34 protein-coding genes, 1 tRNA gene and 1 other annotated feature are annotated in these 26921 nt (G+C 45.7%); of the genes, 31 read left to right on the top strand and 4 right to left on the bottom strand.

The features are described from left to right. Positions 1-275 precede the first annotated feature (275 nt). The 3 genes from CES81_RS11245 to CES81_RS11235 are packed head-to-tail and all read left to right on the top strand — an operon-like array spanning position 276 to position 2596. Positions 276-1163 (top strand): exonuclease SbcC, encoded by an 888-nt coding sequence (locus CES81_RS11245; protein WP_089087686.1) that lies wholly within the window; start codon positions 276-278, stop codon positions 1161-1163. Next, positions 1153-2088 (top strand): hypothetical protein, encoded by a 936-nt coding sequence (locus tag CES81_RS11240; RefSeq protein ID WP_225356391.1) that lies wholly within the window; start codon positions 1153-1155, stop codon positions 2086-2088. Before CES81_RS11245 ends, CES81_RS11240 begins: the two co-directional genes overlap by 11 nt. Before the next feature lie 10 nt (positions 2089-2098). Continuing rightward, positions 2099-2596, top strand: coding sequence for a dUTP diphosphatase (locus tag CES81_RS11235; protein ID WP_089121831.1), 498 nt, complete (start codon positions 2099-2101; stop codon positions 2594-2596). Between the two features lie 555 nt (positions 2597-3151). Here the strand turns inward: CES81_RS11235 and CES81_RS11230 are convergent. Next, positions 3152-3225, bottom strand: a tRNA-Arg gene (locus CES81_RS11230). 440 nt (positions 3226-3665) lie between these two features. Between CES81_RS11230 and CES81_RS11225 the strand changes: the two genes are divergently transcribed. Then, entirely contained in the window at positions 3666-4157 is a 492-nt protein-coding gene (locus tag CES81_RS11225; protein ID WP_089121830.1) for an AP2 domain-containing protein, read from the top strand. Positions 4158-4262: 105 nt separating this feature from the next. Here the strand turns inward: CES81_RS11225 and CES81_RS11220 are convergent, their stop codons facing one another. Together CES81_RS11220 and CES81_RS11215 are read right to left on the bottom strand one after the other, a co-directional pair. Continuing rightward, positions 4263-4604 (bottom strand): heavy metal-binding domain-containing protein, encoded by a 342-nt coding sequence (locus tag CES81_RS11220; RefSeq protein WP_089087689.1) that lies wholly within the window; start codon positions 4602-4604, stop codon positions 4263-4265. Positions 4605-4664: 60 nt separating this feature from the next. Beyond that, the gene (locus tag CES81_RS11215) at positions 4665-5432 is read right to left on the bottom strand and encodes a biotin--[acetyl-CoA-carboxylase] ligase (protein WP_089121829.1); all 768 of its coding nucleotides are present in this window, start codon (positions 5430-5432) and stop codon (positions 4665-4667) included. A 249-nt stretch (positions 5433-5681) separates the two neighbouring features. Between CES81_RS11215 and fabZ (CES81_RS11210) the strand changes: the two genes are divergently transcribed. From fabZ (CES81_RS11210) to recN, 27 genes are all read left to right on the top strand, one after another. Beyond that, complete coding sequence (fabZ, locus tag CES81_RS11210; RefSeq protein WP_089087691.1) at positions 5682-6125, top strand: 3-hydroxyacyl-ACP dehydratase FabZ; 444 nt, start codon at positions 5682-5684, stop codon at positions 6123-6125. A gap of 69 nt (positions 6126-6194) precedes the next feature. Beyond that, entirely contained in the window at positions 6195-6653 is a 459-nt protein-coding gene (locus CES81_RS11205; RefSeq protein WP_089121836.1) for a MarR family winged helix-turn-helix transcriptional regulator, read from the top strand. An 11-nt stretch (positions 6654-6664) separates the two neighbouring features. Further along, positions 6665-7642 (top strand): beta-ketoacyl-ACP synthase III, encoded by a 978-nt coding sequence (locus CES81_RS11200; protein WP_089121828.1) that lies wholly within the window; start codon positions 6665-6667, stop codon positions 7640-7642. Positions 7643-7672: 30 nt separating this feature from the next. Next, positions 7673-7924, top strand: a complete 252-nt coding sequence (locus tag CES81_RS11195) for an acyl carrier protein (RefSeq protein ID WP_089087693.1) — start codon at positions 7673-7675, stop codon at positions 7922-7924. 4 nt (positions 7925-7928) lie between these two features. Continuing rightward, the gene (gene fabK / locus CES81_RS11190) at positions 7929-8879 is read left to right on the top strand and encodes an enoyl-[acyl-carrier-protein] reductase FabK (RefSeq protein WP_180949796.1); all 951 of its coding nucleotides are present in this window, start codon (positions 7929-7931) and stop codon (positions 8877-8879) included. After that, positions 8872-9813 carry an ACP S-malonyltransferase gene (locus CES81_RS11185; protein ID WP_145993348.1) on the top strand — a complete coding sequence of 314 codons (942 nt, stop codon included), beginning with the start codon at positions 8872-8874 and terminating at the stop codon, positions 9811-9813. The genes fabK and CES81_RS11185 overlap by 8 nt, the downstream gene beginning before the upstream one ends. Before the next feature lie 2 nt (positions 9814-9815). After that, a complete protein-coding gene (gene fabG, locus CES81_RS11180) occupies positions 9816-10550 on the top strand; it encodes a 3-oxoacyl-[acyl-carrier-protein] reductase (RefSeq protein WP_089121826.1) in 735 nt (244 codons plus the stop codon). An 11-nt stretch (positions 10551-10561) separates the two neighbouring features. Next, a complete protein-coding gene (gene fabF / locus CES81_RS11175; protein WP_089121825.1) occupies positions 10562-11794 on the top strand; it encodes a beta-ketoacyl-ACP synthase II in 1233 nt (410 codons plus the stop codon). Then, complete coding sequence (accB, locus tag CES81_RS11170) at positions 11794-12267, top strand: acetyl-CoA carboxylase biotin carboxyl carrier protein (protein WP_089121824.1); 474 nt, start codon at positions 11794-11796, stop codon at positions 12265-12267. Before fabF ends, accB begins: the two co-directional genes overlap by 1 nt. A gap of 11 nt (positions 12268-12278) precedes the next feature. Beyond that, positions 12279-12725, top strand: a complete 447-nt coding sequence (fabZ, locus tag CES81_RS11165; protein WP_089121823.1) for a 3-hydroxyacyl-ACP dehydratase FabZ — start codon at positions 12279-12281, stop codon at positions 12723-12725. 9 nt (positions 12726-12734) lie between these two features. Continuing rightward, positions 12735-14111, top strand: coding sequence for an acetyl-CoA carboxylase biotin carboxylase subunit (locus CES81_RS11160; protein ID WP_089121834.1), 1377 nt, complete (start codon positions 12735-12737; stop codon positions 14109-14111). Further along, on the top strand, positions 14112-14969 hold the full coding sequence (locus CES81_RS11155) for an acetyl-CoA carboxylase carboxyltransferase subunit beta (protein WP_089121822.1): 858 nt from the start codon (positions 14112-14114) through the stop codon (positions 14967-14969). Further along, the gene (locus CES81_RS11150; RefSeq protein ID WP_225356390.1) at positions 14969-15730 is read left to right on the top strand and encodes an acetyl-CoA carboxylase carboxyltransferase subunit alpha; all 762 of its coding nucleotides are present in this window, start codon (positions 14969-14971) and stop codon (positions 15728-15730) included. The genes CES81_RS11155 and CES81_RS11150 overlap by 1 nt, the downstream gene beginning before the upstream one ends. A 73-nt stretch (positions 15731-15803) precedes the next feature. Next, positions 15804-15878: a sequence feature (ribosomal protein L21 leader region), on the top strand. 21 nt (positions 15879-15899) lie between these two features. Beyond that, positions 15900-16208, top strand: coding sequence for a 50S ribosomal protein L21 (rplU, locus tag CES81_RS11145; protein WP_054655075.1), 309 nt, complete (start codon positions 15900-15902; stop codon positions 16206-16208). 19 nt (positions 16209-16227) lie between these two features. Then, positions 16228-16557, top strand: coding sequence for a ribosomal-processing cysteine protease Prp (locus CES81_RS11140; RefSeq protein ID WP_089087701.1), 330 nt, complete (start codon positions 16228-16230; stop codon positions 16555-16557). A 21-nt stretch (positions 16558-16578) separates the two neighbouring features. After that, positions 16579-16875 (top strand): 50S ribosomal protein L27, encoded by a 297-nt coding sequence (gene rpmA / locus CES81_RS11135; RefSeq protein ID WP_089087702.1) that lies wholly within the window; start codon positions 16579-16581, stop codon positions 16873-16875. Positions 16876-16937: 62 nt separating this feature from the next. Next, entirely contained in the window at positions 16938-17993 is a 1056-nt protein-coding gene (locus CES81_RS11130) for a M24 family metallopeptidase (RefSeq protein ID WP_089121821.1), read from the top strand. 85 nt (positions 17994-18078) lie between these two features. Beyond that, a complete protein-coding gene (gene efp, locus CES81_RS11125) occupies positions 18079-18642 on the top strand; it encodes an elongation factor P (RefSeq protein WP_089087704.1) in 564 nt (187 codons plus the stop codon). Between the two features lie 22 nt (positions 18643-18664). Then, complete coding sequence (locus CES81_RS11120) at positions 18665-19120, top strand: Asp23/Gls24 family envelope stress response protein (protein WP_089087705.1); 456 nt, start codon at positions 18665-18667, stop codon at positions 19118-19120. Then, positions 19117-19539 carry a transcription antitermination factor NusB gene (nusB, locus tag CES81_RS11115; protein ID WP_089121820.1) on the top strand — a complete coding sequence of 141 codons (423 nt, stop codon included), beginning with the start codon at positions 19117-19119 and terminating at the stop codon, positions 19537-19539. Before CES81_RS11120 ends, nusB begins: the two co-directional genes overlap by 4 nt. Positions 19540-19762: 223 nt before the next feature. Beyond that, complete coding sequence (locus tag CES81_RS11110; RefSeq protein WP_089121832.1) at positions 19763-20614, top strand: bifunctional 5,10-methylenetetrahydrofolate dehydrogenase/5,10-methenyltetrahydrofolate cyclohydrolase; 852 nt, start codon at positions 19763-19765, stop codon at positions 20612-20614. Between the two features lies 1 nt (position 20615). Further along, on the top strand, positions 20616-21971 hold the full coding sequence (gene xseA, locus CES81_RS11105) for an exodeoxyribonuclease VII large subunit (protein ID WP_089121819.1): 1356 nt from the start codon (positions 20616-20618) through the stop codon (positions 21969-21971). After that, positions 21968-22234: an exodeoxyribonuclease VII small subunit gene (locus tag CES81_RS11100; protein ID WP_089087708.1), complete on the top strand. Its 267-nt coding sequence runs from the start codon at positions 21968-21970 to the stop codon at positions 22232-22234. Before xseA ends, CES81_RS11100 begins: the two co-directional genes overlap by 4 nt. Beyond that, positions 22227-23129: a polyprenyl synthetase family protein gene (locus tag CES81_RS11095; RefSeq protein WP_089121818.1), complete on the top strand. Its 903-nt coding sequence runs from the start codon at positions 22227-22229 to the stop codon at positions 23127-23129. The genes CES81_RS11100 and CES81_RS11095 overlap by 8 nt, the downstream gene beginning before the upstream one ends. An 8-nt stretch (positions 23130-23137) precedes the next feature. Then, positions 23138-23953 (top strand): TlyA family RNA methyltransferase, encoded by an 816-nt coding sequence (locus tag CES81_RS11090; protein WP_089121817.1) that lies wholly within the window; start codon positions 23138-23140, stop codon positions 23951-23953. 81 nt (positions 23954-24034) lie between these two features. Next, complete coding sequence (locus CES81_RS11085; RefSeq protein ID WP_089087711.1) at positions 24035-24487, top strand: arginine repressor; 453 nt, start codon at positions 24035-24037, stop codon at positions 24485-24487. 93 nt (positions 24488-24580) lie between these two features. Next, on the top strand, positions 24581-26281 hold the full coding sequence (gene recN / locus CES81_RS11080) for a DNA repair protein RecN (protein ID WP_089121816.1): 1701 nt from the start codon (positions 24581-24583) through the stop codon (positions 26279-26281). 91 nt (positions 26282-26372) lie between these two features. Here recN and CES81_RS11075 read toward each other — a convergent pair whose 3' ends face one another. After that, positions 26373-26690, bottom strand: a complete 318-nt coding sequence (locus CES81_RS11075; RefSeq protein ID WP_089121815.1) for a hypothetical protein — start codon at positions 26688-26690, stop codon at positions 26373-26375. Positions 26691-26921: the final 231 nt, after the last annotated feature.

Genomic DNA, 26921 nt, shown 5'->3' with positions numbered 1-26921 from the left:
CGATACTCTTTTTTTCTGTCATTATATCAAAAAAGCAGGTAGTTAAAAATCCGAGGATTTTAACTACCTGCTTTTGAATTAAGAGACTTATGTCACAGCCTCTATTTTTGTGAGGAAAAGGAACCCGTTCTAGTTGTTGTCCTGCCAACGTTGCGCGAAAGACAAAGATTTCATTTAAATATCAACTTTTTCGTTAAAACCGCTTTATTAATCATAAATTATCATTTAAGATTAAACTATGCACGATAGTGAGAAATAACAATCGAGGGATATATATGCCGAATAATAATGAAGAATTAAATCAAGAAGTAACGCCGGGTCAGGCTCAGCTTGACTCATCTATCACCCAAAAAATAGATTATTTACAGACGCTGCAGACAGCACTACATGATCATGATGACCGTCAGATCTATGAACTGATCGATAAGACGCGTTATGATCGTGAGGTCAAAAAATCACGTTCGACTACTAAGACCCATCGTTTAGCAGATTTAGTGGCTGATGATCACGAACAGTTAAGCCATTATTTAAGTGAAAACCTGATTGATTACCTTGGAAAAACCTATCCGTTCTTCTATTATGATGAAGTAAAAAATGGTGACTTTGATATTTACTTTGGCAACTGGTGGGACCGGCGAAAGTTCGGTAAGCTGGACGTTTTAAACGTGGCCTTCAAGTTTGATGAAACCGAATACGCTAAGTTAAAGCGTGCTTTTGAACTGGACGCACTTAATCAACGCTACAATACGGATAATATTGCTGAAATCTCTGCTAATAGTGCTGAATTGCAGAAGTTGATCGATGGTCAGGATGAACGTGATCACCAAAAAGAAACGTTACGGCAACAGCTGAAAGAAGTTAGTCAAAAGAGTACGCTGCCTTGGGATTCAGGCAAAGTTAAGGAAGAACGTCAAACCATCGTCGATCAGCTGACCAAGCTAGCGGATGACGACGAAAAGGCCATCAATGCTAACAAGCAGATCAAGGAAAACGATGACAAGATCCTGCGTCTGTCTAAAGAAGATACCATTTTGACTTATGAGAAGCAAAGTATTCAGCAGAAATTTGAAGATTTCTCTCATTTTGAATCCCATAATCAAAGTTTGTACACGGACTACCTGACGAATTTGATTGGCAAAGGGCAGGTGAAGGATGATGATTAATGAAAACGATCCATCGACGCTAAGTACTAGCGGACGGTTATTATCCTATAATAACGCTGTTAAGGAAGGTCTACAGACTGGTCAACAGTTCACTGAACTCATGGATCAGCTGATTAACACTAAGGATCCCAAAGAATTGGTGGATGCGGCCCAAACGCTGTCAGTCTTTGTACTGGATAGTGATTACGTTACTTTTCCGCACCAGTACAATAACGCTGATTACTACCTCATTTTCATGAGCAGACTGTTGGAACTTCACGATCAGGGTGAGGCCATTACGCTGGAATCGCACGAAGATGATCAGCATTTAACTCAGCAGATCACGGCGTTAGGCGACCTCGGCGTCTTTGCATTTGTGGCCGCTAACGATTCTACCGGTGGGGTCTACTACCAGGATCAGGTAACGGGTGAGACGTTGTTCTACCTCAACCTTAAACGACGTATGATGCGAATCAATAGCAGTGCGATCACTAAACTGTTTATTGAAACGTATACTAACAAGGTAGAAAAGGATCAGTTGCTGACCGCAACCGATTTGTTAATTACATTTGGACGGGCACTCAAAACCGACTTCGGCTTCGATGTTGACTTCAACTTGTTAGATACAAGTAATAGTGAATTTTACGCTTTTCAGACCAGTAATCTATCTGGTGAGATCGTTGATAAACTATTCGTGGCTGCAGCTGAAGAAAACTACATGCTTAAGCACGATAAGGACGGTGCGGTTTTGGAATTGGCACCTGGCTTAAAACTTAAAATTGCCAGTCATAACGCAACCGGAGCGGCAGCTTGGGGACTTTATATTTCTGATGAAGATCAGAAAGTTTCCTGGTTTAAAGTTTTACTGGAATATCCATTCTTACGTCAATGGTATCTAGAAAATATCGATGATCTCCAAATTCGTTCCGATAATTTAGTATTTTAGGGGTGACAAAGTGTCATTAGATTTAGCAAATTTATTACAGACGGCCATACAGCGGCGAAATCAGTATAACTATGAACATCAAGTTGAAGTGAGCTCAGAGGAAGGGTTGCGGGTTGATTACGTTGCCCTAAGCGTTTCGTTAGCTCATTTGGCCGACTTGATGGGCTGGTTTAAACTAGGGCAGGCGAAAGCAGCCGTTTCTTCTGAAGAACTGCTAAAGGCTTACATTGACGTGATTGACCATACTTTTCAAGTTGCAGCGCGGCAAACCTGGTCACATTTAATTGTGATGAAGCCTGATGATCTTGAGCGGTTAGAACAAAAACGACCGGCTAAGAGTTTGAGTCAGCAGTACCTAGCCATTAGCCACTTTCTGGATCAATCGTACTTTGATCGTCAGCAATTGGCGTTTCAGCATGCTTGGCACTTAATTTTAAAGCTGGGACTTGTTGATTTAGGTTTTGCTGAAGCTCAAATTGAAAAGTCATATTTAAAAAAAGAGGCATAAATAAAAGGATCCGTTTATCGCTACAGATAAACGGATCCTTTTCGTTCACAAAACATTTAGCTAACATTTAGCTAATGTGAAGTAGTTTGAAAAATAATTGCACGTATGCGTGCTTCGGTGTTGCTAGAAGGTGCTTTGATTGAGCACGCTGACGGCTTGCGCTGAGATACAGCTCCCATGCACCCGCGAATAGAAACAAGCCAATAATAAATGAGATAAAAATCATCGCAATCCCCCCAAAAACAAAGATTTCAATCACGTTACAGTTACATTATCGTTTTATGACGTTCAATTTGCAAGCAATTTTATTTAAAAAGTTTGGCTGTACAGGTAGTCTCTTGGAAGCCGCAAGCAACGCTTGAAAGAGCATCTGTATCGTGCAATAATTTGCTGCAAAGGGATTTTGTTCAAACCTCTCATGGGGATAGAAACTGTGTTTTAGATCATCAAGAATGAGCAAAAAAAATTCCAAGTAAGCTGAAATAACGTGACCATCGATCCCCTTTAATCACGTTAAGACGTTACTTGGAAAATGAATACCTATTAATTCAATAATGCGGCAAGAGAGATTCGAACCCTCGACCTACGGTTTAGAAGACCGTTGCTCTATCCAGCTGAGCTATTGCCGCATAGCAATACACAACACGTATAATTATATGTGAATGAGGGGTTTAAGTCAATTAGAAAAACGTTTTATCGGCTCAAAAAATTAATATTTATTCGATACTATCCGGGAAGTTTAGGGGTCCTTTAGTTCAAAAATTCATTTATTCAAGTCTAATCCAGGTAAAGTCGCTGCTATTTATGAATGGATATTAAATTTTTCCTTATTTTCCTCACAATTTAATCGAATACAATTGAAATAATACGCTTTCACTGATAAAATAAATGCAAGCTATTAATTGGAATTAATGACACTTTGGAGTGGTGTGATTTTATTTCAATGAGAAGCTATTTCACGTTGTGTTGTTTGGATGCGTCATTTAGTAATACGTGTTGTTGTAGGCATAAAAATTTTGTTGAAGTGACCAATGGAGGGGCGTCACTTTGCTAAAGGATGGGGAACGCTATGAGTAGAATGATTGAGATGAAAGGCAAGCGATTTGGACGCTTGACGGTGATTCGACAGAACGGACAAGATCCCAAAAACGCTGATTTGTTGTGGGAATGCCGTTGCAGTTGCGGCAATATTGTCACTGTGGACGGTTCTAGACTCCGTGGCGGCTACGTGAGAAGCTGCGGCTGTCTGCGCCGGGAATTAGCCCGTGAGCGGTATACCAAAAATGAGGGGTTCACCAAAAATATGGGTAATCCCCGAAACTTGCGTAACAGTGACGGTATTATGGTTTCTTCTATTAAGGAATCCCAGCGCAATACCTCTGGTGTCGTTGGGGTTTCCTATGACAAAGCCACGGATCGCTGGTTAGCCCGTTTAATGTACAAGGGCCATTATGTATTGCTTAAAAGCTTTGATACTAAGGCAGAAGCTGTTGAAGCACGTAAAGCAGCTGAGAAAGTATACTGGCGTAGGAATAAACAAGACAAGCAGACTGTTGTGTAGAAGCTTGTAAATCATTGGTTATTGTTGATAAACGATTGTGATTAATCTTCTATTAAAAAGGCGCTGAAAAAATTCAGCGCCTTTTTTTAATTGCATGCTGTGCAGCTATTTCGATTCATTTAATGACTGCGTAAACTTGACGGCAGTCCCATAAGCAGCAACCGACTGCATATCAGTTCCAATTGACCCTGAATCAAACCGCATCATCACGACGGCATCTGCACCAAGATCGACCGCGTTTTCTCGCAGTCGTTCAATAGCCACGTCGCGAGCTTCAATCAGCATTTTGGTATAGTCTTTGATTTCACCACCAACGATATTTTTAAGACCGGCGCCGATATTTCTAACCACGTTTTTAGACTGGGTCGTTAAGCCAAACACTTCACCAATAATTTCGTATGCCTGACCAGGAATGTTTTCAGTTGTTGTCACGATTATTTCTGACATGTGCATCAGCCCCCTTTAATAAACCTAAGTGTACCATGAAGCCGTTGTCACGCCAAACGGTCAGGAGAGAATTTTGGTCACTTCACCCGCTCGAATAGTCCGTTGCTTCCGGGTTGCAGCATCATAGATGATCAGCTGACCCAGGTGGTTGATGTCAGTGACCTTGCCGGTAACCACCGAATGGCCGATCTGAACCCGAATCTGATGGTTCATTAAGGTGAGGCGACGCTTATAATCGCTAATAAATCCGGAATTGGTATAGGTAAAATTAGAGCGGTAAAGATTGGTCACCAGGGTGATTAAAAAAAGTTCACGCTCGGTATTAGTAGGTGCTGATGTCAGTAAATTACCGGCAATCTGCTGAATCTCCTGCGGGAAATGACGTTCAAACAGGTTGATGCCAACACCAATGATCACGGATTGCTTGGCTCCCCGTTCAACTAGGATACCGGCAATCTTGCGCCCATGAAAATAGATGTCATTGACCCATTTAACATCAACTAACAGGTCAAATGTCTGCTTAATTGCGCTAACGATTGCCATAGCGAGACTAGTGGTGAATAGGCCCACTTTACGGGGCTCGATGGGTAGAGCCGGCATGAGTAATGAAAGATAAATACCGCCAGTTGGAGAATAAAAAGAACGTGTCAATTTACCCACACCAGCGGTTTGCTGATCAGCCCAAATTAAGCAGGGGTTGATCAGCAATTTTTTTTGGCTGAGTTGTTTAGCGTACTGGTTGGTTGACCCAAGGGTGGCAAAGTGCAACAGATTAATTCGGGTACCCGTTTGATTGTTTAACGCGGTGCTGATCTCCTCGTCATTCATCTTTACGCCTCCAGAATGTGATTATTATAGCATACTGATTTGCGGATATCATACAACACGGTAGTTTGATAGTCAAACTATTAAGTCCTTTAAAAATTCTTAAATAACTGGGCTTATATCAGTAGAAAAGTGGTTTCTACGTTACTGATTCCCGAAAATTACTTGACAGTGACTCTGATTTTAGAATATGATACTGCCATCAAATACTTTGATGTTTGAAATAGTTTTGAAGGGGGTGCTTTGCAACGTATGCAATTAACTTCTCAAGAGATTCAAAAGCTGATTCCTAACCGGTTTCCGATTTTTTACATGGATGGCGTGAAAGAACTTGTTGCTGGCGAATCAATCACTGCTATCAAGAACGTCACCGCTGATGAAAGCTTTGTGAACGGTTTTCGTCCCGGTGAATATGTGATGCCACCAGCATTGATTGTTGAATCACTTGCACAGGCAGCTTCGATTTTGATTTTGAAATCACCGGCTTTCGCCCATAAAACGGCTTATCTCGGCGGTATCTCAAAAGCTGAATTTCTAAAAGATGTTCATGCTTCTGATCAGCTAGAGCTGAAAGTCAAAATGAAAAAGCAGCGCGATAATATGGGCGTTGTTGCTTGTGAGGCCGTGGTTAACGAAGAAACAGTTTTGACGGCTGAACTGATGTTTATCGTTGAACCGGAAGAAACCGTGCGTTGACTGCCGATGTTCTCACTGCTATTATTTTGAGGTTAAAACTATTTGAGAATCAAAATGGGTGGTGAATACATGGATTTTGCTACGGCTAAACGTATCAATCAATTATTAACAACGGTTTATGGTGACATTGTCCGCGTAGAGGAACTGGCCCTGAGAAAGAGTCAGTTCAAGGATATCTCCATCAAGGAAGTACACGCGGTAGATGCCATTTCAATGTATGAGCATAAGACGACTTCCGAGGTTGCTCGGGAGTTGCGTATTACGCCGGGAACTTTAACCACTATGGTGAATCACCTAGTCAGAAAAGATTACGTTCAGCGAATCAGAAGTGACGACGATCGGCGGTTCGTTCGGTTGGGTCTTACCCGCCGCGGCCGGTTGATTTATCGTGCACACGAATCTTTTCACCGCAAAATGGTCGAAAGTTTTGCGAAGGACATGGATGATGAACAGCTGCATATCATTGAAAAAGCGCTGTTAAATCTAGAAGCGTTTCTCGAGTTCGCTTCACCTACTCCAAATAAGTGAGGGGTTACTAAATGACAGGTATTCAAATTGTCCAGACTGCTAATGCTGTACCGGAACGAACGGTGCCTAATGACGAGCTGAATGCCTACATGGAGACTTCTGATGAATGGATCTCCAGCCGAACCGGCATCAAGCAGCGTCACGTTGCAACTGGTCAGACGACGAGTGATTTATGTACGTTAGTGGCACAAAAATTACTGGCTGAGGCTGGCTGGCAAGCTTGTGACTTAGACTTTATTATTGTGGCAACGATGTCACCGGATTATATGACGCCTGCCACGGCCGCTATCGTGCAGGGCAGGATCGGTGCGAAAAACGCGTTTGCATTTGACCTAAACGCTGCTTGTTCAGGTTTTATTTACGGCTTAAAAGTGGTAGAAGGTTTACTGCAGGTCGCTGACAAACGCGGTATGCTGATTGGCGGCGAAGTATTATCTAAGCTGCTCGATTGGCATGAACGTTCCACCGCTGTTTTGTTTGGCGATGGTGCGGCTGGTGTTTTGTTAGAACAAAATTTAACAGGAAGTTCGGCTTTCTTAGCGACTGACTTGCAAACGTTTGGTGAACTTGGCGAACGGCTGACAGCCGGTTATCAGCCCGTTAATTCCGTCTTTGCAACGGATTCAACCGATCCGCATCAACGTTATTTTGAAATGGACGGCCGGGCAGTTTACAAGTTTGCAACGCATCAAGTTCCTGAATCCATCATGCGGGCAGTTCAAAAAGCCGGCCTATTAGTTCAGGACATTGACTATTTTATTTTGCATCAAGCTAATCAGCGCATTATTGATCAAATTGCTAAGCGGCTGGATCAACCAAGCCATAAATTCTTATCGAATGTGGCTAACTTTGGCAACACTTCAGCCGCCAGCATTCCGATTTTGTTGGATGAAGCCATTCAACGTGGAACCATTCAACGTGGCCAAACGATCGCGCTAAGTGGTTTCGGCGGCGGATTGACCGTCGGCACACAGATTATTAAATACTAAAATAAATAACAGCTTAAGGAGCTCAATATAATGACTAATGACGAAATTTTCTCAAAAGTACAAGCAATTATCGTGGATCAAACTGGTGAAGATGCCGAAAAAGTGACCATGAACACTAACATCAAGCAGGATTTAGATGCTGATAGTTTAGATATTTTCGAAGTTATTAATGAAATCGAAGACGAATTCGACATTAAGATTGAAACGGAAGAGGGAATTGAAACCGTCTCAGATTTAGTGACCTTCGTTGAAAAGCAATTAGCTGATAAGGAGAAAAAATAAGCTTATGCAATTAGATCCATTTATGCAGTCATTAGGATTAAAGTATCCGATTTTTCAGGGCGGTATGGCATGGGTCGCAGATGGCCGTTTGGCGGCCGCAGTATCAAACGCTGGCGGACTGGGCATCATTGGTGCCGGTCATGCGTCAGGTGAAGTCGTTGCACAGGAGATAAAACGTGCGAAGGCACTGACGAATCGGCCGTTTGGGGTTAACGTGATGTTGTTATCACCGCACGTAGAAGATGTTGTGAAGGTCATTTTAGAAGCCCATGAAAACATTACGGTTGTGACAACTGGTGCTGGAGATCCTTCTCAATACCTGCCTGAATTCAAAGCCGCCGACATCAAAGTGGTGCCGGTGGTTGCCTCAGCTGCGCAGGCAAAACGGATGGCTCGGGTCGGTGCTGATGCCGTGGTGGCTGAAGGCATGGAGTCCGGTGGCCATATTGGTAAACTGACAACCATGGCGTTAGTTCCCCAAGTAGTTGATGCCATTAACATTCCGGTCATTGCTGCTGGCGGAATCGCCGATGGACGCGGTCTAGCAGCTGCATTTATGTTAGGTGCAGTGGGTGTTCAAATGGGAACGCGGTTCTTAGTTGCCGCTGAATCAAAAGTGCACCCGGACTATAAGAAAGCGGTGCTGAAAGCAAAGGATATTGATACGGTGATTACCGGCGAGTATGCCGGTCATCCAGCCCGTGTCCTGAAAAATCCGATGGCCAAACGGTTTATCCGGCTTGAAAAACAGGAAGCAGCTAAGAGTGACCCTGATTTCAGCGGGGTTGAAGAGATTGGCAACGGCAGCCTGAAAACCGCTGTTTTGACCGGTGACCGTGAGAACGGTGCTTACATGGCCGGCCAAGTGGCTGGTTTGGTCAAACAGGCACAGCCCGCAGCCGAAATTTTAGCTGATGTTTATCATCAGGCGACACAATTGATGGGTGGTGTCTAAACTGAAAGTTGGATTATTGTTTAGCGGTCAAGGCGCACAGAAAACCGGTATGGGGGAAGACCTATACCAGCAAAATGCCGCTTACAAGGCCGTCATCGATCAAGCCAGTCAAGTGCTTGATTTAGACTTAGCAAAACTATACTTTGATGTTTCGGCGACCGACCAGTTAGCCGAAACGCAGTATACGCAGCCGGCCATTGTGGCTATGAGCTGTGCGCTTTACAAAGTGGTTCAACAAGCGTTACCAGACGTTGCGGCTGGCATTGGGCTTAGCCTAGGCGAGTACAGTGCTTTAGCTGCCAGCGGTTTTATGACCATGGAACAAGCCTTGAAGCTCGTTAAATTGCGCGGCCGTTTAATGCAGCAGGCCAGTGATGCTGCACCCAGCAAGATGGTGGCGGTGATGAACACGCCGATTGCTTTGATTCAAGAAGCGTGTGATGCCGCTCAAACGACCGGGCTAGTTGCCATTGCAAATATCAATACACCGAAACAAGTGGTGATCGGCGGTGAAGTAAAAGCAGTCGATGCCGCCGTGGATTACCTGACGTCAAAGGACGTTAAGCGAATGGTGCCGCTTAAAGTCAGCGGTGCTTTCCATACGCCGCTGATGAAGCCAGCGCAGTCGCAGCTGCACGATGCTTTAGCCAAGGTGTCTTGGACACAAGGGTCGTTTCCAGTGATCAGTACCACGACGGGAACACCGTTCAAGGCGGAAGCATTAACGCAGACGTTAACGCAACAGCTGGTGTCGACGAACCGGTTTACGGACGCGATTCAACAATTGACTGGCCAAGTTGATGCCGTTATCGAGTTGGGCCCGGGTAAAACGTTGATGGGCTTTGCACGAAAAACGGTTAAGGGGATTGATTACTATCACATTGATAGTGTTGAAACGCTTCATCAGACGATGACAGCTTTAAGGGGTGAATAAGTTTGAATTTAACTGATAAAACGGTTTTGGTCACCGGCAGTACCCAGGGAATTGGGCTGGCCATTGCGCAGGCATTTGCCAAGCAGGGAGCTAACATCGTTGTTAACGGTCGGCACGCAGCACCGCAGGCAGTCATCGATGCCATTCAATCCGAAAACGTGACCTGCTGGGATCAATCGGCTGATATTACGGATCCCGATGCCGTGCAGGCCATGATCGACGCTATTTACGAACAAGCAGGCCGCCTGGACGTGGTGGTCAACAATGCCGGTATTGTGAATGACAAATTACTTAACCGAATGAGTGAAGCTGATTTCAGTCAAGTGATCAATACGAATTTAACCGGCACCTTTAACGTGATCAAGGCTTGTCTGCGGCCGATGTATAAGGCGCGCAGCGGTGTCTTTATCAACATGGCCAGTGTCATTGGTTTGACTGGTAACATCGGTCAAGCTAACTACGCTGCTAGTAAAGCGGGCATCATCGGCTTAACCAAATCGGTTGCCAAAGAAGCCGCTATGCGCGGCCTGCGTTGCAATGCCATTGCTCCTGGGATGATTGATACCGCAATGACGGCGCAGCTTTCAGACAAAGTAAAGGCCGAAATTTTAAAACAGATTCCGTTAAAGCGTTTGGGGGCTACTAACGAAGTCGCCCAAGCAGCAATTTTCTTAGCTGAAAACGACTATATCACGGGTCAGACCATCACCATTGATGGCGGTCTGACGATGCAATAAGGAGCGAGAGTATGACGAGAGTGGTTATTACAGGAATGGGTGCCTTAACACCGATCGGTAATAGTGTGCCTGAATTCGAAGCGGGTTTACAGGCTTCCAAAGTTGGGTTTCAACCAATTACGCATTTTGATGCCAGTGAGACTGGGATTACTTTAGCTGGTGAATTACATGATTTTGATCCGTTAAAACGGCTTGGGAAAAGGGATTTACGCCGGATGGACGCTTTTAGTCAATACGCGATGTACGCTGCTTCAGAAGCCGTCGAACAGGCTGGTATTGACGAGTCCAATACGGCCCCTGAAACCATGGGGGTCATTTATGGTTCCGGAATCGGCGGATTGACGACGATTCAAGAACAGGTGATTAAAATGCATGAAAAGGGGCCACAGCGGGTTTCACCAATGTTTGTGCCAACCTCGATTTCTAATATGGCTTCTGGTAACATGGCTATTCGCTACCATGCCAAAAACATTTGTACCACCATCGTCACGGCTTGTGCATCAGGAACAAACGCTATCGGAGAGGCTTTTCGGCAAATCAAAGAAGGCCGCGCTCAAGTGATGCTGACCGGTGGTTCAGAAGCTTCAGTCAACGAAATTGGTATCGCAGGGTTTGCGGCACTATCGACTTTGTCTAAAGCCACCGATCCTAAAAAAGCGTCACTGCCATTTGATGCCAATCGGTTAGGGTTCGTCATGGGCGAAGGCGCTGGGACCCTCGTTTTGGAATCACTGGAACACGCACAAGAACGCGGCGCTGAAATTTTGGCTGAAATTGTCGGTTATGGTGCTACCGCAGACGCCTACCATATGACGTCACCGGATCCTGAAGGGACGCAAGCGGCCCGGGCCATGCAGCTGGCCATCGATGAGGCGGGCGTTAAGCCGGCTGATATCGGCTACATTAACGCCCATGGTACTGCCACGATGGGTAACGATGGTGCAGAATCAAAAGCCATCAACACCGTATTTGGTCAAGATAGCGACGTGCTGGTTTCCAGTACTAAGTCGATGACCGGCCATTTACTTGGAGCGGCTGGGGCGATCGAAGCGGTTGCGACTGTCGGTGCACTTCAGACGGGCAGCTTGCCGGAAAATGTCGGTGTCACTGAACAAGATCCAAAATGTCAGGTCAACTTGGTCAATGCTGATAACCGTCATTACCAAACGAACTATGCCATCAGCAATTCATTTGGCTTTGGGGGCCATAACGCTGTCTTGGCATTTAGGAAGTGGGCGGACTAATGACACTTGAAGAAATCCAAGCTATTATTCGGCAAATTAACGACAGTGATATCCGGGAAATCAACCTTGATTACCAGGATATTCACCTGTACTTGAATAAAAATGAAAACAGTCATCAAACCGCTGAAACGGTGAGTGAGAAGCCCGCACCAACTGAAAGCAGCCCTGAAAAGCCGAAGACTGCTCAGCCAGCAATCAAGTCTGAAAAACCGGAAACTGAACCGGCCAAGCAAGAAGCCACGGCCATCAAGGCGCCGCTGGTGGGTGTGATCTACTTGCAGCCATCGCCCGATAAACCCGCTTATAAAAAGGTTGGTGATCACGTGAGTGCCGGTGAAGTGGTCTGTGTGATTGAAGCAATGAAGATGATGACTGAGATCAAGAGTAAAGTCGACGGCACGATTTCGAAGATCCTAGTTGAAAATGAAGAAGTGGTTGAGTACGATCAACCGCTTTTTGAAGTAACTAAATGAGGTGACAAAATTTGTCAGAAGAAGCAGAAAAACACGAATTAGACGTGGTTGAAATTCAACACATTTTACCGCACAGATACCCGATGCTGCTGGTTGATCGCGTACTGGATTACGTCCCAGGTGAAAAGGTTATCGCAAAGAAAAACGTTTCTGTTAACGAGGCTTTTTTTCAGGGTCATTTTCCTGGTAATCCAGTCATGCCCGGCGTTTTAATCGTTGAGGCTATGGCACAAGCTGGCGCAATCGCGTTGTTGACCGTACCGGAATTTAAGGGTAAAACCGCGTATTTTGGCGGTATGAACAAGGTGAAATTTCGTCAAATGGTTAAACCGGGGGACACCTTAAAACTAGAAGTGACTTTGGAGAAAATTCGCGGTCATGCTGGACTAGGCCACGGTGAAGCTTACGTTGAGGGCAAAAAAGTTTGCTCAGGAGATCTCACCTTTATGATTGGGTAGGTGAATGATATGTTTAAAAAGGTCTTAATCGCTAATCGCGGTGAGATTGCGGTGCGGATCATTCGGGCACTGCGAGAACTAAACGTGTCGTCGGTAGCGGTTTATTCCACTGCGGATGCGGATGCTCAGTACGTTAATCTGGCAGATGAAGCGGTCTGCATTGGGGGACCGCAACCCGCTGATTCTTATTTGAATATGCAAAACATTGTGAGTGCAGCGGTACTAACAGGCGCTGAGGCAATTCACCCAGGATACGGTTTTTTGTCGGAAAATGAGGAATTTGCTGAGCTTTGTGAGACCTGTCATATTACCTTTATTGGTCCAAAACCAGCAACGATTTCATTAATGGGTAATAAGGCCAACGCCCGAGCTCAAATGCAGGCTGGCAACGTGCCGGTGATTCCCGGCAGTACCGGTTTCTTAAAGGATGAAGCTGATGCGGTTAAAGTGGCCAGTGAAGTGGGCTACCCGGTGATGCTAAAAGCTGCTTCCGGTGGCGGAGGCAAGGGCATTCGCCGCGTCAAAAACGAGGGTGAAATGCGTGAGGCTTATCAGTCCGCGACGAAGGAAGCGCAACTTTCTTTTGGCGACCAGCGGATGTACCTGGAAAAAATCATTGCGCCTGCTAAGCACATTGAAGTGCAGGTGTTTGCCGATCGATTTGGCCACGTAACGGCGTTTCCGGAACGGGACTGTTCACTGCAGCGCCGGCAGCAAAAGGTACTGGAATTAAGTCCCTGCCCAGTTATGAATGAACGGGAGCGGCAGGAATTACAAGCCATTGCGATTCGGGCTACTAAAACCATTAAGTACCTGAATACGGGTACGATTGAGTTTTTAATGGATAGTAACCATCATTTTTACTTTATGGAAATGAACACTAGGATTCAGGTGGAACACCCCATTACTGAAGCCGTCAGTGGGATTGATCTGGTAAAAGAACAAGTCAGAGTTGCTTCAGGAGAAGCCTTGTCATTTGAGCAAGCCGACTTAAAGCCCCACGGTTTTGCGGTTGAAGCACGGGTCAACGCGGAAGATCCCGCAATGGACTTCATGCCGCAGGCGGGGGTCGTCAAACAGCTTAAGTTACCCGGGGGACCAGGCATCCGCGTTGACAGCGGGATTCAAGCCGGTGATATGATATCGCCTTTCTATGATTCGATGATCGTCAAAATCATCGCGCATGCCAATACGTATCATGAAGCACTGAAAAAGCTCATTGAGGCACTGGACGAATTTGAATTAGATGGTATCGCTGCTAATCAAAGCTTTTTAGAGGCCTTATTAGCAGACCCGGTCGTGCAGCAGGGGACTGCAACAACCGACTACGTCACGAAGCAGTTTATGTCAAAATTTAACAAACACGTTGTCCGGGAGGTGTCCTAAATGTCGTTTGGGGAACACGTTAAGCGCTTTTCGTCACGTTCTGTGTCAATGCTTGCGCACTACCAAGCAAAGGTACCAAACGGTATCTGGCAGGAGTGTCCTCATTGCCATGCCAGCTTTTACTTTAAGCGGGCAGGCCAATACCGGGTGTGCCCGGAGTGCGGCTATGGCTTTCGGGTGACGGCTCACCGTCGGTTAAAGATGCTGACCAAACATTTTGAAGAATGGGATGCCGACCTGGAAACGAAAGATCCAACCGAGTTTCCGGAGTACGAGCGTAAAATTAAAAAAGCCCAGTCGGCAACTCACCTCAAGGACGGTGTGCTGACGGGCAAGGCAACGATTGGCGACTATCCGGTTGCATTGGGGATCATGGATCCCTTATTTATTATGGGCAGCTTGGGGACGGCCAACGGCGAACGGATCACCAGAATGTTTGAAAAGGCGACAAAACAGCAACTGCCAGTGGTGCTTCTGACCGCTTCAGGCGGTGCTAGAATGCAGGAGGGTATTTATTCGCTCATGCAGATGGCGAAGATCAGCCAGGCCGTTAACGTGCACTCAGCCGCGGGCTTGGGGTATATTTCCGTAATTATGGATCCAACGACTGGTGGGGTGACCGCTAGTTTTGCCAGCCAAGCTGACATCACGTTAGCTGAGCCGAAAGCCCTCTATGGGTTCACTGGTAAACGCGTGATTGAACAAACCATCAACAAGGAATTACCAAGTGATTTTCAAAGTGTTGAAAACAGCTATAAACGCGGATTCATTGACGAGATCGTCCCCCGTGAGCGGATGGCAGAACGCCTAACGCAACTGCTGAGCATTCTGGAAGCCAAGAAATGGGGTGAGGCATAGTGACTAGTAGTACACGATCGGTCATTGCGGGCGCTAGAAGTGATCGTAAGGCCAACGTCCGTGAAATGATTGATCAATTATTGACGGACTTTTTTGAAATGCATGGTGATCAAGTCGCTGGTGATGACCCAGCAATTGTTGCTGGCCTCGCCAAACTGTCAGGCTACCCAGTTGCCGTTATTGCGACTCAAAAGGGCAATAATTTAGAAGACCGGATGGCGACACACTTCGGCAGTCCAGAACCGACGGGCTACCGCAAATCGCTGCGGGTAATGAAGTTAGCCGAAAAACTAAACTTTCCTATTATAACTTTGGTTAACACCCCAGGCGCCTATCCTGGTGCCGATGCTGAAGCTACGGGGCAAGGACAGATGATTGCTAAAAACATTAGCGGGATGTTAAAGTTAAAGGTGCCGATTTTGACTCTGATTATAGGTGAAGCTGGTTCTGGCGGTGCGCTAGCACTGGCTTGTTCAGACCAGATCTGGATGTTTGAAAATAGTATGTATTCTGTGCTATCTCCAGAAGGATTTGCTTCAATCATGTGGAAGGATGCCCATCTGGCGGATAAAGCTGCTGAGTTGATGCGGTTAACACCGGACTGGCTGTTAAAACAGCACGCGATTCACCGGGTGATTCCGGAAAGCATGCTGGTGGACGGGTCATTAAAAACGGCAATGACGAGTGCGGTTCGCGAGTTAAGTCAGCAGAACGTAGCTGACCTGCTCAAAAAAAGGGCCACTTTCTTTAGAAGATTTTAGCAGTTTGTTGATTCTAAGGGTTGACGGATGACTGTAAGTTTTGTAAAATACAGTTTGTTGTATTTGTGGGCTTCCACAGCTGCAACCGCACGGGTCAAGTCTTAAGTCTGTTATGCAGCGCTTGTTTCCGGCGAGTCTAAGTGTTTAATAAAAAAGGAGGTGCACATACATGTACGCAATTATCGTAACTGGCGGTAAGCAATACCGCGTTCAACAAGGCGAAGCAGTCTACGTTGAAAAGCTCAATGCTAATGCTGGCGACAAGGTCACTTTTGACCAAGTTGTCTTTGTTGGCGGCGATTCAACTAAGGTTGGTACGCCATTAGTTTCCGGTGCTTCAGTAACTGGAACAGTTGAAAAACAGGGCCAAGAAAAGAAGGTTGTTACCTTCAAGTACAAGCCTAAGAAGGGTCAACACACGAAAGTTGGTCATCGTCAACCATATACCAAGGTTGTTATTGATGCTATCAACGCTTAATATCTGTGGGTGATCGCTTATGATTCAAGCAGCATTTGACTACGATAATGACGATCGGATCATTGGCTTTAAACTAACGGGGCATGCTGATAGCGGACCCTACGGTAGCGATATCGTTTGTTCGGCCGTGTCAGCACTATCCATTAGTACAGTGAATGGTTTAGCAGCCGTGGCTTCTATCAAGCCAGTGGTGGTCGCTAAACAAGCAGAGGGTGGCTTTTTAAGTCTCCGGATGCCACCGGTCGATGACTATATTCAAGATCGAATCAGTCAAGCGTTATTGCAAAGTTTTCAAAATGGACTTTTAGATGTCGAAAAACAATATTCGAAGTATATTCGAATCAACTAATCTTTTATGGAGGTGAAACTCATGCTAGAAATGAACTTACAATTCTTCTCTCACCATAAAGGGGGCGGTTCTACTGCCAACGGTCGTAACTCTGCCGGACGTCGTCTCGGTACGAAGGCTGCTGACGGTTCTACTGTAACCGGTGGCTCAATCCTTTACCGCCAACGTGGTACGCACATTTATCCAGGTGCTAACGTTTTGCGGGGCAACGACGATACTTTGTATTCAAAGATCGACGGTGTCGTTCGCTTCGAACGTAAGGGCCGTGATAAGCGCCAAGTTTCCGTTTATCCTGTAACAGAAGCTGCAGCAAGATAATAAAAAAGGCCCCTAGGGGCCTTTTTTATTTGGCTTCGCTATTGTTTTAGGGGTGATTCAGTATGAAGAATCGGCTTAAAACGCTTCAATCGCAATTTGAAGCGCTGCGTATTGATGCCTTTTTAGTAACCAGTACGGTAAATAAACAGTACCTTACCGGTTTTGATGGTGACGGCGTCGTTTTAGTGACAGGCAGTAAAACTTATGTTATTACAGACTCAAGGTATGAAACGGCATTGGCTGCTTCGGTACATGATTTTGATGTAATCATCACGCGCTATTACCTTGAAGCGGCTGCTCAGCAAGTTAGTAAGCAGCAAATCACAGTCCTGGGATTTGAAGACAGCATACCGTTTCATGACTATGATCGAATTGATGAACTCATGAGCGCTGATATTGTCCCGATGGCTAATTTAATCGAACAGATGAGAGAAATTAAATCGGCTGAGGAGATCAGCGCCCTTGAGCGCGCCGGTAAACTGACGATAAAGGGATTTAACGCACTTTTGCCGCTCATTAAACCCGGTGTCACGGAACGGTACTTAGCCAATCAGCTTGATGCGATTATGCGTAATTTGGGTGCTGAAAAGTCGAGTTTTGACACGATCGTTGCCAGTGGCAAACGGGCCGCGTTACCACACGGCGCTGCTACTTCTAAGCAGGTTTCGACCGGCGAAATGATCACCATTGACTTTGGCTACGAGTTTGATGGATATACGTCTGATGTAACTCGGACAGTCGCTTTAGGCGATCCAGGTGAGAAACTTAAGCACGTTTACGGGATCGTTCAGCAGGCACAGCAGCTCATTATTGATGCCGTAAAACCGGGCGTAACTGGTCAGCGCTTAGATGAAATCGGCCGACAGTTTATTTCGGCTGCCGGCTACGGTGATGATTTCAACCACGGCACGGGTCATGGCATTGGCTTGGATATTCATGAGGGGCCTGCTTTGTCTACTCGTTCGGAAGATCACATGAAGCAAAACAACGTGATTACCGTTGAGCCAGGCATTTATCTGCCGGAACTTGGCGGGATCCGTATCGAGGATGATGTTTTAGTCACTGATACCGGTCATCGGCTTTTAACTGGCGGATCAACTGACCTGATTGTCTTATAATTCACTAATTATTTGCGGGTGTAGCTTGCAATTACACGCACTTAATTGGTATTATTAGTAAGAATTATTTAGGAGGAAACAAGATATGGCAATTTCTACAGCAAATTTTAAAAACGGTTTAACAATTGAGGTTGACGGTGCAATTTGGCGGATTGTTGAATTCCAGCACGTTAAGCCTGGTAAGGGTGGCGCTTTCGTTCGTTCAAAGTTAAAGAATTTACGGACGGGTGCCGTTCAAGAAAAAACTTTCCGTGCCGGTGCTAAGATGGAACAAGCACCGATCAACACACGCAAGATGCAGTACCTTTACGAAGACGGTGACTCACGGGTCTTCATGGACACTGACAATTATGAACAAATTGAAGTGCCGGATGAGGCCATCAAGGATCAACTGAAGTACCTGCAAGAAAACATGGAAGTTAACCTTATCCAATACGGTTCAGAAACTTTAGGTATTGAAGTTCCTAACACCGTTGTTTTAACGGTTACAGCTACTGAACCTGGGATCAAGGGTAACACGGCTTCAGGCGGTTCAAAACCAGCTACCATGGATACCGGACTAGTTGTTCAAGTACCTTTCTTTGTTAACGAAGGCGATAAGCTTTCAATCAACACGCAGGATGGCACTTACATTTCACGTGCCAACTGATTTTCGAAACGGAGGCTTGAAATTGGCTGAAGATACAAACATTGTTTTAAAGGCAACCGAGCCTACTCTGGGTAAAATTGAAGTTGCACCGCAAGTGCTAGAAATCGTTGCTGGTCTTGCTGCCAGCGATGTTGACGGCGTAGCAAGAATGCGCGGTTCTCTGGCAAACAGCGTCAACGAGTTGTTTGGGAAAAAGGAACGTGGCAAAGGCGTTAAGCTGTCCGTTACTGGAGACACACTGAACGTTGATGTGTACGCTTATTTGAACTACGGCGTATCAGTTCCAAACGTTGCTTTAGCCATTCAAGAGCAGGTTAAGCAACAGCTTTTGTTCATGACTGACTTGCACGTAAATGAAGTTAACGTCCACATTCAAGGTGTGATTCCGGAAAAGACAACGCAGGCCGTTGATCCCGATAATTTGTTCGACGATAACGATAATGATAATAATGAAAGTGAAAATGGTGAGGATAAGTGACAGAAGAATTAAATCGACACCAAATCCGCACTAGCGCTTTTCAAACGTTATTTGCAATGAACGCTAATCCAGAAGCTGATCGACACGTCATTTACCAGCAATTGTTAGGCGATGATGATGGTGTGACAGCGGACGTTCCTGCTTACTTGGAACAGTTAGTTGTCGGTGTTTTGGACAAGCAAGACGAACTAGACGGGCAGATCAAGAAGTATTTGACTACTGGCTGGACGTTACAACGAATTGCGAAGACCGATTTGGTGATTTTGCGCATCGCTTTTTATGAATTGGATTATCAGCCTGATATTCCAAAGCGGGTTGCCGTTAACGAAGCCTTGGAGTTAGCAAAACAGTTTAGTGATGACCGCTCACGCCGGTTTATCAACGGTGTGCTGTCTCACGAAATTGAACCAGAAAAATAATTGATATCACAATCAACCAGTAATGATCTTAAACGTCATTACCGGTTTTTTTGTGGTTAAAATTTTAGTGTTAGTGTCTGCATCGCGCAACCGCCTTTTTTAATGGGAATTGTGCCGTCCAATGGCGCTTAACAAATTGAAATGTGATAAAATGATATGCAGTAGATTTGTGAATGATGATGGGAAGCCATCAAAACCAACAAAGATAGTGAGCGTGAAGTTAATGGCAGAATTAATTGATGGTAAGCAGCTAGCAAAAACAGTTAATGCCCAAACGAAACAGGCAGTCACTGAGTTAAAAACACGGGGAGTCAATCCTAAGTTAATCGTCATCCTCGTTGGCGAGGATAAAGCAAGTCAAATTTATGTCCGTAATAAACAGCGTAAAGCGGTTCAACTGGGGATTATCTCCGAAACCACGCGGTTGCCTGAAGACGTTTCTCAAGCCGAACTGTTAAAACTCATTGACCAGTATAACCATGACGATACCGTTAATGGTGTGATGGTTCAGTCACCGTTACCACGGCAGATCGATGAGGCAGCCGTTACCCGAGCAATTTTGCCGACCAAAGACGTGGATGGTTTCAATCCTGAAAACGTCGGTCAATTATATTCGAATTCAAACCTTAATTTTCCCGTTTCTTGTACGCCCAAAGGCATTATGAGTATGCTGAAGGCCTATCAGGTCAACTTGGCGGGGGCTAACGCGGTCATTGTTGGCCGCTCAAATATTGTCGGCCGGCCAATGGCAGCACTATTGTTAAACGCCAGCGCAACGGTAACGGTAGTTCATAGCCAAACTAAAGATATGAAGGAATATACCCGCAACGCAGATATTTTAATTGTAGCAACTGGCATCGCTCATTTAATTAAGGGTGAGGACATTAAACCTGGTGCAACCGTAATCGATGTTGGGATGAACCGTGACGAGAACGGCAAACTAACGGGTGATGTTGATTTTGACAGCGCTGAACCGGTGGCGGGTAAAATCACCCCGGTTCCCGGTGGTGTTGGTCCCATGACAATTGCTACTTTGATGCAGCAAACCGTCGAATTAACAAAGTGGAGTGAATAATTTGGAACCTAGCGAGTACTTAACCGTCAGTGCATTGACGAGTTATATTAAACGAAAATTTGACGTTGATCCCTATTTAGGCAAGGTTTACTTGACGGGTGAAATTTCAAACTTCAGGCTGCGGCCGAATGCCCACCAGTACTTTAGCCTTAAAGATGACCACGCTAAAATCAGCGCTATTATGTTTAAATCAGCGTTTTCGAAGGTTAAGTTTACGCCGGAAGAGGGTATGAAAGTACTCGTTACTGGTCGAATTTCGCTGTATGAACCTAGCGGCAGTTACCAGATTTATGTGGATCATATGGAACCTGACGGGGTCGGCCAGCTGTATCAAGCCTATGAGCAGTTAAAACGAAAGCTGGAACAGGAGGGCATCTTTTCAGCCCCTAAAAAGGCTTTACCACGTTTTCCTAAACGGATCGCGGTGGTGACGAGTCCTAGTGGTGCGGTGATCAGAGACATTATTACCACCGCCCGTCGCCGTTATCCGATTGCCCAGATCGTTCTTTTTCCAGCCTTAGTACAGGGGAACGAGGCTGCCGGCGACATTGTTCGGCAGATTGAACGCGTTAATCGGATCGGTAATTTCGATACCTTGATCATCGGTCGGGGTGGCGGTTCTATTGAAGATCTGTGGCCGTTCAATGAAGAATCAGTGGCTCGCGCCATTTTTGAAAGTCAACTGCCGGTGATTTCTTCTGTGGGACACGAAACGGATACGACGATTGCTGATCTAGTGGCTGACGTGCGGGCAGCGACCCCCACAGCAGCGGCTGAACTGGCCGTTCCCGTTTTAAGTGATGTTTTGTTAGAGATCAACCAGGACCGGGTCAGGATTTACCATGCCTTTCACCACCATCTCGCAATGTATCAGGAACAGTTGAAAAAGCTGCGGGAAGCCTACGTTTTTCAGCAGCCGGAGCGGTTATATGAGGGTTACAGTCAAAAGGTCGATCAATTAACGACGCAGCTGCAGCAAACGATGTCACACCGTTTAAGCTTGGTTCAAGCCCAAATAGAGGCGGTTGATAAGCGTTTAAAAGTTGCTTCTCCAGCGACTCAGATTACCCAGCTGAAACAAAATCGGCGGGATCTGACAGCACGGCTGAACCGTGGCATGCAGCAGGACTTTAACCAGCAAAAGCAACATTTAGCTGAGTTAGCGCAATCGTTAGACTACCTCAGTCCGCTAAAGATCATGGGGCGTGGTTATAGTTACGTCACCAGTAAGCAAAAGGTGGTTGCTGACGTTAATCAGCTCCATTCTGGTGATAAAGTCGTCATGCACTTGACTAACGGACAGGCAAACGCAACTATTGAATCAATTCAACCAGATAAAAAGGATGGACAATCATGAGTGAAAAATCAGCAAATCAAAAGCCGGCAAAAGAGACCCCAACGTTTGAAGAAAACCTCAATCATCTAGAAGAAATCGTCACTTCGCTTGAAAAGGGCAACGTGCCGTTGGAAGAAGCGTTGTCACAGTTTAAACAGGGTGTGGCACTAAGTCATGATTTACAGGTTAAGCTAACGGAGGCTGAAAAAACGCTAGCTCAAATGATGAATGACGATGACCAGACTGAACCGTTTGAAGTTTCAGAGGATGATAAGAATGAGTGATGCTTCAACGACTTTAAAGAAATTCGAGAATCAATACGTTCCACTGGTCAACCAAACTTTGCAGCAGCTCAACGCTGGCTGGATCGACCAGTCAATCTTGCAATCGGCCATGACTTATTCGGTTAATGCCGGTGGCAAACGCCTGCGGCCGCTACTGAGTTTAGCGGTCTTACGCACGTATCAGGATCAGCCCACCAAAGGGCAGCTTATGGCTGCCAGTGCGCTGGAACTGTTGCATACTTATTCACTGATTCATGATGACCTGCCAGCCATGGATAATGATGAACTGCGTCGCGGTGTCCCTACCAATCACATGAAGTTTGGTGCCGGCATGGCCACGTTAGCCGGTGACGGGTTACTGACCTTGGCCTTTGAATGGCTTAGTAAGGCGGATATACCCGCCACTCAGCAGTTAGCATTGGTGCGCGCTTTAAGTCACGCTGCCGGTCCAGCGGGGATGGTTGCAGGACAAGCTCAAGACATTTCAAGTGAGCACCACCAACTCAATATTGATCAGCTAGCTGCTCTGCACCGGCATAAAACCGGTGCGCTGCTGCACTATGCCGTAGAAGCTGGCTGCATTATGGCCGAAGTCAAGGACGAAGAGCAAGAGTGTTTATTGAAGTTTGCCGATCAGTTTGGCTTAGCCTATCAAATCTATGATGACTTGCTAGACGTGACAGCAACGGCTGAAGAACTGGGCAAAAAGACCCATAAGGATGCTGGGGAAGAGAAGAATACGTATCCTGGATTATTTGGTGTTGCCGGTACTAAACAACGCTTAAAGCAAGTTGTTGAGTCGGCTGAATCACAATTAACGGATTTAAGCTGTACAAATGGCCGTGATTACAGCTTGCTAAACGCTTTTTGCAGTTATTTTAAGATTAAGGAGTAACACTCATTATGGACAAACAACGCGTCGATGTATTATTAGTAACCCAAGGATTGTTTGAATCCCGTGAACAGGCTAAGCGTGCTGTAATGGCGGGTGAAGTCCTTGGCAATAATGAAGAACGGCTGGACAAGCCAGGTGTCAAGATTCCGGTAGACACTGATCTACATATCAAGGGCAAGCCAATTCCGTACGTGAGTCGGGGCGGTTTTAAGTTAGCCAAGGCACTTAAAGTATTCGAAATTGATGTTACCGACCGAATCGTTTTGGATATTGGTTCTTCTACTGGCGGTTTTACGGACGTCATGCTGCAAAACGGTGCTAAGATGTCCTATGCACTGGACGTCGGCAGCAACCAGTTGGTCTGGAAGCTGCGACAGGATTCCAGGGTCGTGGTGATGGAACACACTAATTTTCGTTATAGCAAACCAGAAGACTTCACGAAGGGACAGCCCAGCTTCTCCTCAATCGATGTCTCGTTTATTTCGCTGAGTTTGATTTTGCCGCCGCTCAAGCAGATCTTAGTGGAAAATGGTGAGGTGGTTGCACTGATCAAACCGCAGTTTGAAGCCGGACGTGAACACGTGGGCAAACACGGCATTGTCAAAGACCCTAAAATTCACGAAAGTGTCATTCAAAAGGTGATGCAACTAGCAGTGGAGAACGGCTTTAGTCCACTGCACCTTGACTTCTCGCCCATTACCGGCGGCGAAGGTAACATTGAATTCCTTATTCATTTAAAATCTGTGACCGGCACGCCGAAAGTTGCTCCGGAAATCGATGTTTCTGAAACCGTGGCATCGGCTCACCGAATATTAACTGCATAAAATCCGCATTTCTCTTTTAAAATAGTCATCTTAGCAGTATGATATAGCTAAATGATTTTTCCCGAATGGAGATGGTGTGACGTGAAAAAGCAAGACCGGCAGCGTTTAATTCGTCAATTATTGAGTTCACAAGACATTGAACGGCAGGAAGACTTTGTCCGCTTGCTTGAGGAACAAAATATTCACGTGACGCAAGCTACGATTTCACGGGATATCAAAGAAATGCAGCTCGTTAAGGTGCCTGCTGCTTCTGGCGGTTATCGCTATAATATGCCGATTCAAAAGACACTGGATACGAAAAAGAAGTTAAAACGGACGCTTCAGGATGCTTACGTCAAGGTTGCTGCCCAGGGTAAAGATGTGATTATTAAAGTTTTGCCCGGCAACGGCCCCGCAATGTCAGCACTGATCGACCAGATGAATTACGACTTTGTTTTCGGGACGATTGGCGATGACCAAACGGTATTAGCTATTTGTACGGATGACGAAGGTGCTAAGCAGTTAGAGTCGACAATTACTGGGTTATTAGAATAAGTAACGAGTTAGACTGGCAATCAAGTGTCTGGTCTAGCTCGTTTTTAAGTTATCGGGTATAATTAGTCTAGATAACTTTCAGGGGGTAATGCGGTGCTTCAGGAACTTTCAATTAAAAATTTTGCGATTATTGCTAGCTTGGACGTTGAATTTGAAAATGGCATGACGGTTCTGACTGGTGAAACTGGTGCCGGTAAGTCGATTATTATTGATGCCGTGGGTCTATTAGCTGGTGGCCGTGGTTCGCAGCATTTTGTTCGAACGGGTGCTGATAAGGCCATTATTCAAGGTTCTTTTGTCTTTCCTAAGGACGGGCAGACCTACCACCAGCTTGACCAGTTGGGGATTGACCATGACGACGGCACGGTCATTTTGCAACGGGAAATTTACCGCAGCGGCCGTAACGTGTGCCGAATCAATGGGATGCTGGTGAACACCAGTACGTTGAAACAATTGGGCGAGACCATTGTTGATATCCACGGTCAAAACGAACATCAGGAACTGATGCAGCCGGATAAACACCTGCGGTTATTAGATGAATTTGGCAGTGATGAGCTGCTGGCAATCAAGTCAAAATATGAAACCACGTATCAAGCCTATCAGCATTTGCACCATTCCATGGTGTCCCGTAATACGCACCAAAAAGAATGGGCCCAGCGGTTAGACATGTTGCGGTTTCAGGTAAAAGAAATCGAAGACGCCCAACTGCAGCCGGATGAAGAAGCGACATTGAGTCAGCAGCGTGACCGTTTAATGAACTTTCAAAAGATCAATACCGCGCTTCAAGAAGGTTACTTGGCGTTGAACGGCGATGAAGAAGCGACCGGTGCTTTGGATCTCAGCGGCAAAGCCATGGATTCTTTATCATCGATTGCGGACCTTGACCCCGCTTTCAAGCAGCTATCAGACTCCTTACAGTCGGCTTACTATGCCTTGCAGGATGCCTCTGGTGAAATTTCTAAGCAGGTAGATCAACTGGAGTGGGATGACAATAAACTGGACGAAATTGAAGCCCGCTTAGACGTCATTCACCAGCTAAAACGTAAGTATGGCGATTCAGAAAAACAGATTCTCAGCTACTTAGAAAAGATCAAAAAAGAACTGGCTGACATGGAAGCTGCTGAGATTGACGAAAGTGACTTAGATGAGCAGCTGGATAAAAAAGAACAGCAATTGCTCAAGTACGGTCAGCAATTAACCGTGGAACGGAAAAAAATCTCAGCTAAACTTGAAAAGGCGATTCAATCTGAATTGAAAGACTTGTATATGTCAAAAACGGTCTTTCAAGTACGGTTCAAGCCCACCAATGATCAGTATTTTGCAACCGGCATGGATGACATCGAATTTTACATTCAACCTAATCCAGGTGAGGAGATCCGGCCGCTAGCCAAAATTGCTTCTGGTGGTGAATTGTCGCGGCTGATGCTGGCGTTGAAGACCATCTTTTCCAAGTCGCAGGGGGTAACGTCCATTATCTTCGATGAAGTGGATACCGGTGTCTCCGGTCGAGTGGCTCAAGCCATCGCGGAAAAGATCAGCGGTATTGCTAACGAGTCGCAAGTTCTCTGCATTACTCACTTGCCGCAAGTCGCTGCCATGAGCGATCACCATTACTTTATTGATAAACAGATTAAGGGTAAGCGGACGGTGACCCATATCAAACGCCTGAATCAGTCTGACCGGGTCAAAGAACTGGCCCGGATGCTGGCGGGGACAACGGTAACGGAACTCACTTTGGATCACGCTAAAGAATTATTAGACATGGCGACCGAAGAAAAACGGGGACGTGCCTGATACACAGAGGTCACAATGAAAGGGCGCGTTAGCTCTTCAAACTTAGAAGAGCTAACGCGCCTTTACGGTAAATTTTTAAGTGAGGGTTTAACTAACGGTAATCATTGCGTTCAACAAACATAATCTGATTCAAATGTGCGACCTGAGTCATATTTTGACTGGCATTTGTGACTAACAAAGTAGCTTTTGGCCCCTTCGCGAGATAACCGGACATCAAGGCTTGTTCTTCGCCTGCTTGACGTAGGTGAAGGGTCACGTGATAATGGCGGGTCAGTGCTTGGGTTAAAAAGTAATCTCGTTGTTCCTGCGGCATTCCCATTGGTTCAGCATCGTCCATGACTAAAAACTGACGGTAACGGTCGTTTAACTGGGAAGATAGTTTTCTAAGTGCAGATACTTGATTGGACATTTTAATCACCTCGAACGTTTGTTTGCATTTATTATTATACGAACCTACGTTTGGTTTTGCAAGCAAAAATTCGCTTATTTGCAAAAATGTCACCTAATACTTGTCAAAATGCAGTATGGCGTGCGATAATGGTTTTTATCGTGAAAGTGAATTTAATGCGTTACCATGAGGTGTCATAAATGCACTTGGCCCTGTCAAGTTGACAAATGAAATAATATAAAGTTTTGTGTA

Origin of the sequence: Secundilactobacillus pentosiphilus, assembly GCF_002217985.1 — a bacterium.
Classification (GTDB): domain Bacteria; phylum Bacillota; class Bacilli; order Lactobacillales; family Lactobacillaceae; genus Secundilactobacillus; species Secundilactobacillus pentosiphilus.
The sequence above is the reverse complement of the archived record's forward strand: the minus strand, read 5'-3'. Positions and strand labels throughout refer to the sequence as shown.

Bases quoted from the DNA above. Each gene is read 5' to 3' on its own strand.
- CES81_RS11245 (WP_089087686.1), top strand. From the start codon at position 276: ATGCCGAATAATAATGAAGAATTAAATCAAGAAGTAACGCCGGGTCAG.
- CES81_RS11240 (WP_225356391.1), top strand. From the start codon at position 1,153: ATGATGATTAATGAAAACGATCCATCGACGCTAAGTACTAGCGGACGG.
- CES81_RS11225 (WP_089121830.1), top strand. From the start codon at position 3,666: ATGAGTAGAATGATTGAGATGAAAGGCAAGCGATTTGGACGCTTGACG.
- CES81_RS11220 (WP_089087689.1), bottom strand. From the start codon at position 4,604: ATGTCAGAAATAATCGTGACAACAACTGAAAACATTCCTGGTCAGGCA.
- CES81_RS11215 (WP_089121829.1), bottom strand. From the start codon at position 5,432: ATGAATGACGAGGAGATCAGCACCGCGTTAAACAATCAAACGGGTACC.
- fabZ (WP_089087691.1), top strand. From the start codon at position 5,682: ATGCAATTAACTTCTCAAGAGATTCAAAAGCTGATTCCTAACCGGTTT.
- CES81_RS11205 (WP_089121836.1), top strand. From the start codon at position 6,195: ATGGATTTTGCTACGGCTAAACGTATCAATCAATTATTAACAACGGTT.
- CES81_RS11200 (WP_089121828.1), top strand. From the start codon at position 6,665: ATGACAGGTATTCAAATTGTCCAGACTGCTAATGCTGTACCGGAACGA.
- CES81_RS11195 (WP_089087693.1), top strand. From the start codon at position 7,673: ATGACTAATGACGAAATTTTCTCAAAAGTACAAGCAATTATCGTGGAT.
- fabK (WP_180949796.1), top strand. From the start codon at position 7,929: ATGCAATTAGATCCATTTATGCAGTCATTAGGATTAAAGTATCCGATT.
- fabF (WP_089121825.1), top strand. From the start codon at position 10,562: ATGACGAGAGTGGTTATTACAGGAATGGGTGCCTTAACACCGATCGGT.
- accB (WP_089121824.1), top strand. From the start codon at position 11,794: ATGACACTTGAAGAAATCCAAGCTATTATTCGGCAAATTAACGACAGT.
- CES81_RS11160 (WP_089121834.1), top strand. From the start codon at position 12,735: ATGTTTAAAAAGGTCTTAATCGCTAATCGCGGTGAGATTGCGGTGCGG.
- CES81_RS11155 (WP_089121822.1), top strand. From the start codon at position 14,112: ATGTCGTTTGGGGAACACGTTAAGCGCTTTTCGTCACGTTCTGTGTCA.
- rplU (WP_054655075.1), top strand. From the start codon at position 15,900: ATGTACGCAATTATCGTAACTGGCGGTAAGCAATACCGCGTTCAACAA.
- CES81_RS11140 (WP_089087701.1), top strand. From the start codon at position 16,228: ATGATTCAAGCAGCATTTGACTACGATAATGACGATCGGATCATTGGC.
- rpmA (WP_089087702.1), top strand. From the start codon at position 16,579: ATGCTAGAAATGAACTTACAATTCTTCTCTCACCATAAAGGGGGCGGT.
- CES81_RS11130 (WP_089121821.1), top strand. From the start codon at position 16,938: ATGAAGAATCGGCTTAAAACGCTTCAATCGCAATTTGAAGCGCTGCGT.
- efp (WP_089087704.1), top strand. From the start codon at position 18,079: ATGGCAATTTCTACAGCAAATTTTAAAAACGGTTTAACAATTGAGGTT.
- CES81_RS11110 (WP_089121832.1), top strand. From the start codon at position 19,763: ATGGCAGAATTAATTGATGGTAAGCAGCTAGCAAAAACAGTTAATGCC.
- CES81_RS11100 (WP_089087708.1), top strand. From the start codon at position 21,968: ATGAGTGAAAAATCAGCAAATCAAAAGCCGGCAAAAGAGACCCCAACG.
- CES81_RS11095 (WP_089121818.1), top strand. From the start codon at position 22,227: ATGAGTGATGCTTCAACGACTTTAAAGAAATTCGAGAATCAATACGTT.
- CES81_RS11090 (WP_089121817.1), top strand. From the start codon at position 23,138: ATGGACAAACAACGCGTCGATGTATTATTAGTAACCCAAGGATTGTTT.
- CES81_RS11075 (WP_089121815.1), bottom strand. From the start codon at position 26,690: ATGTCCAATCAAGTATCTGCACTTAGAAAACTATCTTCCCAGTTAAAC.